Below are 12,257 nucleotides of genomic sequence, written 5' to 3' on the forward strand. Positions count from 1 at the left end.
GCAGCCGCCCGCGCGGCCCGGCACCCGTACCCGACCCCTATGGTGCACGGTACCGCCGGTGCGGGGGCGGCGAGGGTTGCCACAGCGCCTAGCATCGGCGGACGTGATCGAGCAGATCCTGCCTCCCGCCGTGGCGGTGGCCGAGGCCTTCACGGACCCCGCCGGCCTGACCCTGTTCCCCGAGGAGGAGGCGCTGGTGGCCCGGGCGGTGGAGAAGCGTCGCCGGGAGTTCACCACCGTGCGGCACTGCGCCCGCACCGCCCTCGGCGAGCTGGGCCTCGCGCCGGCGCCGATCGTCTCCGGCGCCCGCGGCGCCCCGGTCTGGCCGGCCGGGGTGGTCGGCAGCATGACGCACTGCGACGGCTACCGGGCGGCGGTCCTCGGCCGTACGACCGCCTTCGCCACCCTCGGCGTGGACGCCGAGCCGCACGCGCCGCTGCCCGACGGGGTGCTCGACGCGATCGCCCTGCCGGTCGAGCGGGAGCGCACCGCCACGCTGGGCGCGGCCCGCCCCGCCGTCTGCTGGGACCGCCTGCTGTTCAGCGCGAAGGAGGCGGTGTACAAGGCGTGGTTCCCGCTCACCGGCCGGTGGCTGGACTTCTCCGAGGCGGACATCGTGATCGATCCGGCCGGCACCTTCGAGGCCCGGCTGCTGGTGCCCGGGCCGGTCCTCGGCGGGACCCCGGTGACGGCCTTCGCCGGCAGGTTCCTGGTCGACCGGGGACTGGTGGCCACCGCGATCAGCATCCCGGCCGTCCAGCCCTAGTCCGCCGTCAGCCTGGTCTTCTGCACCTTGCCGAGGGCGTTGCGGGGCAGCGCGTCGACCAGGCGTACCTCGCGGGGCCGCTTGTGCGCCGACAGGTGCCGGGCCACGAAGTCGATCAGCTCGGCACCGTCCACCCCGTCGCCCACCACGTACGCGGTGACCTGCTGGCCGAGGTCGGGGTGCGGGGTGCCCACCACGGCTGCCTCGCGGACCCCCGGGTGCGCCAGCAGGGCGTCCTCCACCTCGCCCGCGCCGATCCGGTAGCCACCGCTCTTGATCAGGTCGGTGGACGCCCGGCCGACGATCCGGTGCCAGCCGTCCGGGTCGACGGTGGCGACGTCCCCGGTGCGGAACCAGCCGTCCGGGGTGCGGCTCGCCGCGTCGGCATCCGGTCGGTTCAGGTACCCGTCGAACAGGGTGGGGCCGTCGACCTGGAGCTCGCCCATCGCCGCGCCGTCGGCGGGGAGCGTGGCGCCGTTCTCGTCGGCCAGCCGCGTACGCACCCCGGGCAGCGGCAGCCCGACGGTGCCCGGCCGGCGCGGGCCGTCCGCCCGGGCACTCACCGTGATCAGGGTCTCGGTCATCCCGTACCGCTCGACGGGTCGGTGGCCGGTGAGGGTGGCGAGGTCCGCGAAGACCGCCGCCGGCAGCGCCGCGCTGCCCGAGACGAGCAGCCGCGCCGGCCGCAGCGCCCGTGCCGCGTCCGGGTCGGCGGCGATCCGGGACCACACGGTCGGCACGCCGAAGTACATCGAGCCGTTGGCGGCGGCGTAGCGCTCGGGTCGCGGCCGGCCCACGTGGTGCAGCCGGCTGCCCAGCCGCAGCGGCCCGAGCACGCCGAGCACCAGCCCGTGCACGTGGAACAGCGGCAGGCCGTGCACCAGCAGGTCGTCCGGCGTCCACGCCCAGGCGTCGGCGAGGCCGTCCAGGCAGGCGGCGACCGCACGGCGGGAGATCACGGCGCCCTTCGGGGCGCCGGTGGTGCCGCTGGTGTAGAGGATCACCGCCGTACGGGCCGGGTCCGGCTCGGGGTGGACGGTGTCCGAGCGCCGGGTCAGGTCGACGGGCACGACGGCCCGGCCCGCGCCCGCGGCGGTGTGCTCCGCGCCGGCCGGGACCAGCAGCGCCGTCGACCCCGAGTCGCGCAGGATGTGGTCGCGCTCCATCGGCCCGGCGTCCGGCGGGACCGGGACGACCGCCGCTCCGGCGGTCAGCGCGCCGACCACCCCGACCACCGTCTCCAGGGTGGCGGTGGCCTCGATCGCCACCCGGTCGACGCCGCGCAGCTCGTCGGCCACCGCGGCGGCCAGGCGGCGCAGCTCCACCCAGGACACCGCCCGGTCGTCGACCCGGATCGCGTCCGGACGCTCGTCGGTGCCTCTCGCGAGCCAGCTCAGCAGCGGCATGGTGCGACCCCTCTCCAGCGGCTCGGACCCGGGCCGGCCCGGCCGGGCGCGCCGGCGCCCGACGGTGGGCACCCGGAACGCCGGTAGGGTCGGTGGGCGCGGCGGATCCGAAGCGGTCGCGCGCCGCGCCGGCGGGCCCGGAACGACGTCCTGACCGTAGTCGGGGCTCCCGGGGGCCGGCCACCCCTACGGACGGGCGCGGGCGGGTCGGACGGGAGGTGGCGCCGGTGGTCGCGGAGGCGGCGGCGTGGACGGCGGTACCGGGCGGTGTCCGGGCCGTGGTGCTCGACCTCGACGGGGTGCTGGTCGACAGCCTCGCCGTGGCCAGGGAGGCGTTCGCCCTCGCGTACGCCGAGGTGGTCGGCGACGGCGTCGCCCCGGTCGAGGAGTACTGCCGCCACCCGGGCCGGTACCTGCCGGAGGTGCTGGAGCTGATGGGCCTGCCGGCGGCGCTGGCCGGACCGTTCGTGCGGGAGAGCAACCGCCTCGCGCACCGGGTCACTCCCGTCGACGGGGTGCCGGAGCTCCTCCGCACCCTGCGCGAGCGGGGGGTCGGGCTGGCCGTCGCCACCGGCCGCAGCGGAGTCCGCGCCCGCGACCTGCTCGGCCGGCTCGATCTGCTGCCGCTGGTCGACCACGTGGTGGGCTCGGACGAGGTGCGCCGGCCGAAGCCCGCTCCGGACATCGTGCGGCGGGCGCTGCGGCTGCTCGGGGCTCGCCCCGGTGAGGCGCTGATGGTCGGCGACGCGCCCAGCGACCTGGCCAGCGCGCGGGCGGCGGGGGTGCTGGCGGTGGCCGCGCTGTGGGGCGAGTCCGACGAGGAGACCCTGCGTGCCGCCGGCCCGGACGTCGTCCTGACCCGACTCGACGAGCTGTTGCCGTTCTGCCCGGCCCGTCGGTGACCGGCACGTTGGACGGACACCTGCGGTGACCGGTCGGCACCCCTGCCCCGCGCCGTGTTCGCGGTAGGCACCCCTGTCCCGGGCCGATTCCCGGTTCGATACCCCCGATTTGTCAGCTGATCAGTTGATCGACGCATCGGTTGGCCGGATGATGTCGGGCGTCGGTCGGCCTGGCTCCGGCCGGCACCGGCCCGTTCCCGCAAGCCGACGCCGCGATCAGCCGAGGGGTCCCGCCCTTCTCGACGGCAACCCGCACGTGAAGGAGGACCACCCCCCATGCCGGTCATCGAAGTCGATCATCTGCAGAAACGGTACGGCGAGAAGATCGCGGTCGACGACGTCTCCTTCACCGTGGAACAGGGCGAGATCTTCGGCGTGCTCGGCCCGAACGGGGCCGGCAAGACCACCACGGTCGAGTGCGTGCAGGGGTTGCGTCGTGCCGACGGCGGCACCATCCGGGTGCTCGGGCTCGACCCGATCCGCGACCGCACCGAGGTACGGCAGCGCGTCGGCGCCCAGCTCCAGGAGAGCCAGCTGCCGGACAAGGTGCGGGTATGGGAGGCGCTGGACCTGTACCGGTCCTTCTACCGCAACCGCGCCGACATCGACGAGCTGCTGACCGACCTCGGCCTGGCCGAGCAGCGCAACACCTACTTCCAGAAGCTCTCCGGCGGGCAGAAGCAGCGGTTGTCGGTGGCGCTGGCACTGGTCGGCAGGCCGGAGGTCGCCATCCTCGACGAGCTGACCACCGGCCTCGACCCGCAGGGTCGCCGGGACACCTGGGACCTGGTCGAGCGGATCCGCGACCGGGGCGTCACCGTCGTGCTGGTCACCCACTTCATGGAGGAGGCGCAACGCCTCTGCGACCGGCTCGCGATCATCGACAAGGGGCGGGTGGTGGCCATCGACAGCCCCGCCGGCCTGCTCACCCGGGTCGGCAGCGAGCACCGGGTGCACTTCCGTCCCGCCGAGCCGGTCGAGGACGCCCTGCTGCTCGCGGCGCCCGACGTGACGGGGGTGTCCCGCCACGGCGACGAGGTGACGGTGACCGGCACGAAGGACGTGCTCCAGTCGGTCATGTCCGTGCTCAACGGGCGCGGGATCGAGTACACGGCGCTCCGCGTCGAGCAGCCCACCCTCGACGACGCGTTCGTCTCCCTCACCGGCCGTTCGGGCCGGACCGCCGCGCAGTCCCCGACCGACGGGAGGTCGTCGTGAGCGCCCTGTCCAAGCTGATCGCCGTCGAGACGAAGCTGTTCCTCCGGGAGCCGGTGTCGTTGTTCTTCGTCTTCGCCCTGCCGATCGGCCTGATGCTCGTCTTCGGGCTGCCGCAGCGCGCCGGCACCGCCGCCGACACCGGCCAGCACGCCGAGCAGACCTTCCTGCCGTCCCTGGCGCTGGCCCTCACCATCGGCATGCTCGCGCTCTTCACCCTGCCGATGGCGCTGGGCATCTACCGGGAACGCCGGGTGCTGCGCCGCCTGGCGACCACCCCGGTGCAGCCCGGCCTCCTGCTGGTGGCCCAGGTGGTGGTCAACCTGGTGATGGGCGTCCTCGGGGCGGTGGTCACCGCGATCGCCGTACGGTTCCTGCTGGACCAGCCGGCGCCGGCCAACGTTCCCGGGTTCGTGCTGGCCTTCCTTCTCGGGGTGGCGTGCCTCTTCGCCGTCGGTCTGCTGATCGCGGCGCTGGCGCCGTCCGCCAGGGCGGCGCAGTCGATCGGCCCCGCGCTGTTCTTCCCGCTGCTCTTCCTGGCGGGTGCGTGGCTGCCCCGCGACCGGATGCCGAGCGCGCTGGCCGCCATCGCCGACTACTCGCCGCTGGGTGCCACGGTGGACACGCTCGGTGCGGCGTGGGCGGGCGCAAATCCGGAGCTGCCGCAGCTGATCGCCCTGGCGGTGACGGCCGTGGTCGGTTCCGCAGCGGCCACCCGGTTCTTCCGCTGGGAGTGATCCTCCGCACTCCGGTGGTCGGTGCGAGGGATGTCGTGGCTGCCCAGGGCCGTTCCTAGGGGTGTCCTAAGGGTGTCCGCCAAATGTGATCTGAATTACGTTCAGAGTAGAACGGGCGGCCGGTCACCGGACAAGGACGTTCGACCGTGAAGCGTCCGTTCACCCGGCAACGGGTGTCGTCAGGCCTGTGGACGCGTCCGCCGCCGTGCGGCGGCTCGTCCGAGGTGTGCGGAATGCGACGGAGGTCGTGCCATGAAGGACGTTTCGCAAGCTGATCCGGTCACCCGGGACGCGGTCGGCGTCATCGACGCCGTCCTGGAGGGCGGTCCGGTCGATCTGCCGGCCGACCTGCGCAGCCGCCAGGTGGCGCGGGCGGAGGAGAAGATCAAGGTCCTGCACTACGGCGGGTACGAGCACTTCGAACGGGGCGCCACCCCGCCGGCGGTCGACCTTCCGGTGGTCTTCCGCTGGACCGGTCGGACCCGGATCGCCGAGTAGGGGAAGGGCGGCACCAGTCACATGAGGGCACAGAACCACCGGCCGGGTCCCCACCTGACGGTCGGCGACACGAACGAGGCCATCGCCTTCTACACGGATGTCTTCGACGCCGTCGCGATCGAGCGGGAGTGCCTGCTCGACGGGCGCGTACTGCACGCGGAACTGGCCGTCGGCGGCCACCGCCTGACCGTCAGCGAGTGGTACGAGGCGGGCACGCCGTCGACGGCCGAGGGCCGCGACGACGTGTTGACCATCGAGCGGACCGACCCCGAGTCGGTGCTGCGGCGGGCGGTGGCCGCCGGTGCCCGCGTGGAGACACCGGCGGATCCGTCGCGTCAGGTGACGCTGCGCGATCCCGCCGGCCTGTGCTGGGCCGTCGTCGGCCCGCAGCGGGCGGCGTAGGCGAACGCCCGCAACGCCCACCGCTCAAGTCGGGCCGGCGGTCATTCCGCCGGCCGGGAGCGGTGGGCGTTGCGGGTGCGTAGGGCGAAGAAGAGCGCCGCGGCCCGGCGGACCTCACCCGGTCGTCGCGGATCCGTGGCAATCTCGTGCAGCAGGTCCCGGTCGGCCCGGTCCGCCGCCAGCGTCGTCAACAGCGAGAAGCACTCGCGGGCGGCGTCCCGGCCGCCGGGACCGTCCGCACCGCCGGACCAGTGGGTGAGCAGCGCCGCCAGCACGTCCGCCCGGAACGACGGCGCGCCGGCGGCGGCCGTGCCCCGGCCGGCGAGCAGGTGACCGGCGGCGATCGCCCCGACCGGCTCGGTCAGCCGGGCGCGCAGGAAGGCCGGCGTGACGGCGGCCCGGCTGATCGCCTGCAACGCGACGAACCGCGCCGAGCCGGTGTTCATCAGCGTCACCCACTCGTCCGGCCGCCAGTCGCGGGCGAGCGGCCCGGCGGCCAGGTACTCCACCAGGCTGGGCCAGACCGACGCCAGGGCGTGGCGGTCGGCCCGGAAGAGGTCGGTGGCGAGCAGGATCTGCCGTACGTGCGCGGGCCAGTCGGGCAGCACCGCCGCCGGGGGAGCCGGGGCGTGGGCCGCCGACCAGTCGACGACCGCCGCCACCGGGTCGCGCCCGGCGACGGCGGCGGTCGCCGCCACCTCGACGAGGTCGGTGTGCCGGGTGTCCAGCCAGGCGGCGACGGCCGTGCCCTCGGGCGGGCTGCGCCGCAGCGCCGCGCAGGCGGCGTCGAGGCTGGTCCGGCCGCCGCGCAGCAGGGCGCGGACGAACTCGTCGAGCAGGGCGGCCGGGCCGGGCCGCGTGGCCGCCTCCGCCTGCCCGCCCTCCCAGACCAGCACCGCGACGGTGGCGGTGAGCGGATTGTGCACCGGCTCGGTGATGCGCTGGGCGTGGGTCCAGTCCAGGAACCTGCGGGCCGTGGCGCCGTCGGGGAACCAGCGGGCCGCCAGCAGCGCCACGTCCGCGTCGGTGAAGTGCGCCAGGTGGTACGCCGGATAGCCGTCGCCCAGCACGGCCAGCTCGTCCTCCGCCAGGTGCCGCGTGGTCACCAGGACCCGCCAGGGCCTCGGCGGGCCGGACGGGCCGGGGGAGCGGGCCAGCTCCGCGAGGCGGTTGAGGACGACGGCCCGCTCGTCCGGGTCGGCGACGGCGTCGAGCGCGTCGACGCAGACCAGCCACCGTCGGCCGGGGGCGGGGGCCTGCTCGACGTCGAGCGGGACGCCCTCCCGCGGGTACGCCTCGGCGAGCGCCGCGGGCAGCGGCTGGTGCACCAGGGCGGTGGCCGGCAGGCTCACCAGCACCGGACCGGGCGGGGAGCGCCGGCGTCGGCCGCGCCCGGCGAGCCACCGCCGCGCCGACCGGGCGCTCTCGTAGCGGACGAGCGCCGTCTTCCCGCTGCCCGGCTCCCCGATCAGCAGCACGTTGCCGGTGCCGGTGAGCAGGTCCGCCACGTCGACGCCGTCGCCGGACGGGGCGAGTCGCGGCACCGCGCGGCGCGGCACGTACACCTCGGACAGCGGTTTGACGTAGCCGCCGAAGCGGTGCGGGTGCACGATGCCGGCGTCCGCCGCGCCGCGCCAGACCGGGCGCAACGAGGTCCACCAGTCGCGCCGGCCCCGGGTGTGGCGGCGGACGGCGACGGTCGCGGTGACGATCGCGGTGACGAGCGTCACCGAGCCGCCGACGACACTGGCGACCATGTCCGAGACGTCAAGGTCCATCGACGGTCAGGACCGGCCCGCGCCCGGCTGGTTCGCCGACAGGTGGTGGGCGCCGCATCCCTCGCAGTACGCGCCGCTCTGCTCCTCGCCGCAGTGCCGCCACGGCGCGGACGGTCCGGCCGGCTTGTCCCGCTGCGCCGGCGGCTCCTGCGGCCCCCACCGGGACGTGTGGTGGGCCACGACCAGGGAGGACTGCGTGAGTCGGGCGTCGACGTCGGGCTTGAGCCGGACCCGGCCGCCGGCGGCGTCCAGGACGTCCACGACGCGGGCGAGCAGGGCGACGTCGTCGTCGCGGCCCGAGGCGTGGGCGAGCGCCACCGCGCGCCCGAGGTGCTCCTCCGCCTCGGCGACCCGACCCGCCCGGGCGGCCGCCAGCCCTCGCTGGACCGCCGCCGCGTAGTCCTGCTGGCGGGTGTAGTACGCGACGCTCTCGTTGATCTCCGAGTACCGCAGGGCGTCCTCGGTCCACTCCACGTCGAGCGGCGCCTCCACCGGCGTGGTGTCCGCCCCCGCATGGACGCTCAACCAGCCGATGCGCCGCCGGGCCCCGGGCACCATCGCGTCGACCTCCAGGGCGACGTGGTAGTCCCGCTGGTCGTGCGGGCTCCACGCGCCGACCGGGTAGTCGGTGCCCAGCTCGCCGGCCGGCTCGCCGCGCCCGCTCAGGTCGGCCAGCGCCGGGTGCACCTGCTTGACGAAGCGGACCCGGGCCAGCCCGGTCGTGCGCACCCGGAGCCGGACGTCGGGGATCCGCCGGGACATCGCGCGGGTCAGCACCGCCCGGAAGTCGTCGGCGAGCCCGGTGAGGTCCTCGACCGGCACGACGGGGTTGGCGCCCAACGCCTCCGCGATGCCGAGCAGTTCCGCCGCGTCCCAGTCGTGCACGCCGTCGGCGGAGCCGATGGCGCGGCAGTCGACGGTGAAGCGGCCCACGCAGTCGTCCACCGCCGCCCGCAGGTCGGCGGGGCGCTGGGACTCGTTGCGCCCGTCGGTGAGCAGGATGACGTGCCCGATCGCGCCCGGCCGCGTGGCCAGCAGGTGGCGGGCCAGCAGCAGCCACGTGCCGATGGCGGTGCCGCCGTGCGGCGCCACGTGCCGCAGCGCGTTGCGGGCGGCGGCCCGGGTGGTCTCGTCGGCGACCGCCAGCCGCCGGTCGCCCGGGTAGACCATCGTGGCGTGGGCGGTGCCGGACACCACCGCGAACGCGACCCCGTCGGGCAGGGCTTCGATGGCCGCGGCGGTGGCCTGCCGGGCGGCGCGCATCTTGGCCTGGGGCGCGCCCATCGAGCCCGAGGAGTCGAGCAGGATCACCTCCGCGAGGTCGTCGTGCCGGACGCCCGCGTGGACGGGTTCCTCGCCCCGGACCGTGGCGACCACGTCGAGGACCGCCCCGTCGGCGGAGACGCACTCGGTGTGGTGCACGCGCAGCCGCAGCGGCAGATCGTTGGCGGGGGACACGGGTGACCTCTTTCCGTCGGGGCCGGCGGCCGGGATCACCACCACGTCACCGGCCGGTACGCGTTGGCCAGTTCGACGAGCGCGATCCGTTCGCGCCGGTCGGCGGTGCGCCGGGCGCGGGAGCGGCAGCGGCGTTCGAAGGCGCGGCGGAGGGCGTCCTCGTCGAGCCGGTGACCGAACAGCCGCCGGCCGCCGTGGCGCCCCTCGGTCAGGTCGCAGTCCAGCGCGATCCGCAGGATGTGCGCCTCCACCTCCTCGCGTTCGCCGAACGGGGGCAGCTTGTCGACGATCGCGGCGGCGTCGAGCGCCGTGTCGAGCCGGTGCCCGTCGTCCGGCGCGTCGAGCAGGATCCGCACCGCACAGGTCACCGCCGCCGTCGAGGCGCGGGAGGACTCCGGCACCCGCAGCAGGGCGTCCGCCGCGCTGCGCGCGTCCGCCGTCTCCAGCAGGCAGCGGGCCAGCCCGAACGCCGCGCCCACCACGCCCGGGTCGGCGTCCCACACCCCCCGGTAGTGGTCGGCCGCCGTGCGCGGGTCACCGTCGAGTTCGCAGGCCACCGCGTACGCGAGCCGCGTGGACACCTCGCCGGGCAGCCAGCCGTAGACCTGCCCGAACCAGCGTCGGGCGGTGGCGGCGTCCCGCCCCACCAGGGCCACCAGGCCGCGGTGCCACCACAGTGCCCAGTCCCGCAACTCCTCGGGGAAGTCGGCGAGCAACGGGCCGGCCTCGTCCACCCGCCCGGTGGCGAGGTGGGCCCGGACGGCGCGGTAGGTCACCTGGGCGGTTCGTTCCGGGGCGGTCCGCAACAGCTCGATGAGCTCGGCCGGGTCGGCGGAGCCGAGCGAAGCGAGGAACCCGGCGGCCGGGTCGGCGCCGTCGACCAGGGGCACAGGCAGGCCGAGCATGATCTCCACAACGTCCAGGGCGTCGCGGTCGGTGTGCAGAGCAAAGGCGCACGCGGACGGGCTGAACAGGGTGGACCGGGTCGGCCGGGGCACCCCGTCGGTCGCCGAGCTGACCTGCCGTCGTACCCCCCGGACCTGTTCGCGCATCTCGGCCGCCGAGGCGAACCGGTCCTCCGGCTCGGCGGCGGTGGCGCGGGCGAGCAGCCGCAGGAACGGGTCGAGCCGCGCGGGCACGGGCAGCCGCAGCACGTCCTGCCCCGGCGGGATCCGGGTCACCTCGGTGGAACGGGGCACCAGGGTCAGCGCGGCCAGCGTCCGGCCGACGGTGTAGAGGTCCGACCGCACGCTCGGACCGGCGGGTCCCAGCCGCTCCACCTCCGGCGCGGTGTAGCCCACGGTGCCCCACGCCGGGCTCACCGTGTTGTCGATCCGGCGGGCCGCGCCGAAGTCGACCAGCTTGATCGGGTCGTTGGCGCCCTGGCCGCCGACCCGCATCACGTTCTCGGGCTTCAGGTCGCAGTACAGCCAGCCCTGGTCGTGCAGGTACTCGAAGGCGTCGAGGATCTGCACGGCGTAGCCCAGCGCCTGCGCCGCGTCCACGGCGCAGGACCCGCCGCCCGGGCCGGCCGCGCTGCGGGCCTCCTCCAGGGTGCCGCCGTTGACGTACTCCATCACCAGGTAGCCGGCGTCCCGGTCGGACTCGGGCCGCAGCGCGTGGGTGATGGTGACGATCCTCGGGTGGTTCAGCGCGATCAGCGCCTGCCGTTCGGCGACGAACGCCGCGATGGCCTCCCGGTCCTCCGGGTTGCGCTGCCCCTTCAGCACCCGCCAGGCGCCGTCCATGTCCTCGTCCCGGGCGAGGAACACCCAGCCGACCCCGCCGTTGCCCAGGCAGCCCTCGATCCGGTAGCGCCCGGCGCGCAGGTCGCCGTCGGCCAGGGGCGGGGTGAAGGAGTACCGGGTGCCGCAGTCGGGGCAGAAGCCGGCGACCCGGGGCAGCCGGGGACCGCGGTGGCGGGGGCACCTGGTGTTGCCGCAGTAGCGGGAGTGCTCGGGCACGACCGGCTGCGACACCACCGCCGTCAGGGGGTCGTGGGGTCGCGCGGTCGGCAGCACGGCCGGTCGCTCCCACGGCCGGGACGTCGTCCGCAGCGGCCGTGGGTCGGCCTCCGCGAGCCGGACCGGCCCACCGACGGCGCCGGGCTCGGCACCCGCACCGGCCCCGACGCACTCGTGCCCCCACAGTCGACAGAACCCGTCCTGGTCGACGGTGCCGGGGCAGTTGCGTTCCGCGCAGCCGCGGCTCGCCGTCATCGCGTACCCCCGTTCACGGCTCGCTGGTAGGCCCGTACCGCCCGGCTCGCGGCGGTCACGGCGAAGGCGTCGGGGCGCAGCGCGGCGAGCGCCTCCCGGTAGGCCCGCTCGACCTGCGGGTGCTCGGCCCGGCCCTCGTCGGCGGCCTTCTGCCGGTACGCCTCCAGCCGGCCGGTCAGCTCCGCGTGGCAGCCCCGGCGCAGCCGGCGCCGCGCCGTGTCGGTCCGCTCGACCGCGCGGTCGACGGCGGCCCGAAGGGACCCGTCGTCGCGTTCCGGCTGGACGTCCCCCCGCCACCACTGGCCACGGCCCGCCGCCTCGGCGGCGGTCAGCCGGTCCAGCAACCCGTCGACCGCGAGCGCCGGCAGGGGATCCGTCCCGTCGCCCAGCCCCTCGCCGGCGGCCTCCGTCGCGAGCTGCCGGAGCCGCTCGACCGAGGAGCGCAGCCGCTGGGCCCGGACCGCCAGCCGGTCCCGGCCGTACGCGTCGACGATCCGGCGGATCCGGGCCACGTGTTCGCGGGCCGCGACCAGGATCTCCTGGACACCCATCGCCTGCACCTGCACCGGCTCGCCGGTGGCGGCGGTGAACCGGACCTGGCACGGGTCGGCCAGCAGCCGGGCCAGGGCCTGCTCGCCCGCGTCCGTCGACCGGTCGATCCCGTCGAGGTCGTCGACCAGCCGGTCGAGGGCCAGCGACAGGCAGCCGAGCCGGTGCAGCAGCTCCCGGGCCTCCTGCGCGGGCGCGGCGGCCGGACCGTCGGGCTGCCGGAAGGCGTCCGTCACCAGTTGCTGCACGTCGAGCAGGTGCTCGCAGACCCAGGCGTGCGCGGCCAGGGTGGCGTCGAGACTTTCCCGCACGGCCATTCGCCCACCG

Annotated in this window: 11 protein-coding genes; 6 read left to right on the forward strand and 5 right to left on the reverse strand. The window is 75.7% G+C overall.

What is annotated here, in order from left to right; genetic code table 11:
• The first annotated feature begins 103 nt into the window (after positions 1–103).
• A complete protein-coding gene (locus DER29_RS14500) occupies positions 104–766 on the forward strand; it encodes a 4'-phosphopantetheinyl transferase (RefSeq protein ID WP_121397815.1) in 663 nt (220 codons plus the stop codon).
• Here the strand turns inward: DER29_RS14500 and DER29_RS14505 are convergent.
• On the reverse strand, positions 763–2,172 hold the full coding sequence (locus tag DER29_RS14505; protein ID WP_121397816.1) for an acyl-CoA synthetase: 1,410 nt from the start codon (positions 2,170–2,172) through the stop codon (positions 763–765). The genes DER29_RS14500 and DER29_RS14505 overlap by 4 nt on opposite strands.
• A gap of 227 nt (positions 2,173–2,399) precedes the next feature.
• Between DER29_RS14505 and DER29_RS14510 the strand changes: the two genes are divergently transcribed.
• The 5 genes from DER29_RS14510 (at position 2,400) to DER29_RS14530 (ending at position 5,926) form a co-directional block, all read left to right on the forward strand.
• The gene (locus tag DER29_RS14510) at positions 2,400–3,074 is read left to right on the forward strand and encodes an HAD-IA family hydrolase (RefSeq protein WP_121399219.1); all 675 of its coding nucleotides are present in this window, start codon (positions 2,400–2,402) and stop codon (positions 3,072–3,074) included.
• A 276-nt stretch (positions 3,075–3,350) separates the two neighbouring features.
• Positions 3,351–4,292 carry an ABC transporter ATP-binding protein gene (locus DER29_RS14515; protein ID WP_121397817.1) on the forward strand — a complete coding sequence of 314 codons (942 nt, stop codon included), beginning with the start codon at positions 3,351–3,353 and terminating at the stop codon, positions 4,290–4,292.
• A complete protein-coding gene (locus DER29_RS14520; protein WP_121397818.1) occupies positions 4,289–5,026 on the forward strand; it encodes an ABC transporter permease in 738 nt (245 codons plus the stop codon). The genes DER29_RS14515 and DER29_RS14520 overlap by 4 nt, the downstream gene beginning before the upstream one ends.
• A gap of 252 nt (positions 5,027–5,278) precedes the next feature.
• Positions 5,279–5,524: a DUF5988 family protein gene (locus tag DER29_RS14525; protein WP_121397819.1), complete on the forward strand. Its 246-nt coding sequence runs from the start codon at positions 5,279–5,281 to the stop codon at positions 5,522–5,524.
• A gap of 21 nt (positions 5,525–5,545) precedes the next feature.
• On the forward strand, positions 5,546–5,926 hold the full coding sequence (locus DER29_RS14530) for a glyoxalase/bleomycin resistance/extradiol dioxygenase family protein (protein ID WP_121397820.1): 381 nt from the start codon (positions 5,546–5,548) through the stop codon (positions 5,924–5,926).
• Between the two features lie 41 nt (positions 5,927–5,967).
• Here the strand turns inward: DER29_RS14530 and DER29_RS14535 are convergent, their stop codons facing one another.
• Genes DER29_RS14535 through DER29_RS14550 form a run of 4 tightly spaced genes read right to left on the reverse strand, consistent with a single transcriptional unit; the run spans position 5,968 to position 12,247 of the window.
• Positions 5,968–7,704 carry a hypothetical protein gene (locus tag DER29_RS14535; RefSeq protein ID WP_121397821.1) on the reverse strand — a complete coding sequence of 579 codons (1,737 nt, stop codon included), beginning with the start codon at positions 7,702–7,704 and terminating at the stop codon, positions 5,968–5,970.
• 6 nt (positions 7,705–7,710) lie between these two features.
• Complete coding sequence (locus DER29_RS14540) at positions 7,711–9,162, reverse strand: VWA domain-containing protein (protein WP_148710052.1); 1,452 nt, start codon at positions 9,160–9,162, stop codon at positions 7,711–7,713.
• A 35-nt stretch (positions 9,163–9,197) separates the two neighbouring features.
• On the reverse strand, positions 9,198–11,381 hold the full coding sequence (locus tag DER29_RS14545) for a serine/threonine-protein kinase (protein WP_121397823.1): 2,184 nt from the start codon (positions 11,379–11,381) through the stop codon (positions 9,198–9,200).
• Positions 11,378–12,247 carry a hypothetical protein gene (locus DER29_RS14550; RefSeq protein WP_148710053.1) on the reverse strand — a complete coding sequence of 290 codons (870 nt, stop codon included), beginning with the start codon at positions 12,245–12,247 and terminating at the stop codon, positions 11,378–11,380. Before DER29_RS14550 ends, DER29_RS14545 begins: the two co-directional genes overlap by 4 nt.
• Positions 12,248–12,257: the final 10 nt, after the last annotated feature.

This window comes from Micromonospora sp. M71_S20 (genome assembly GCF_003664255.1).
In the GTDB taxonomy this organism is placed as follows: domain Bacteria; phylum Actinomycetota; class Actinomycetes; order Mycobacteriales; family Micromonosporaceae; genus Micromonospora.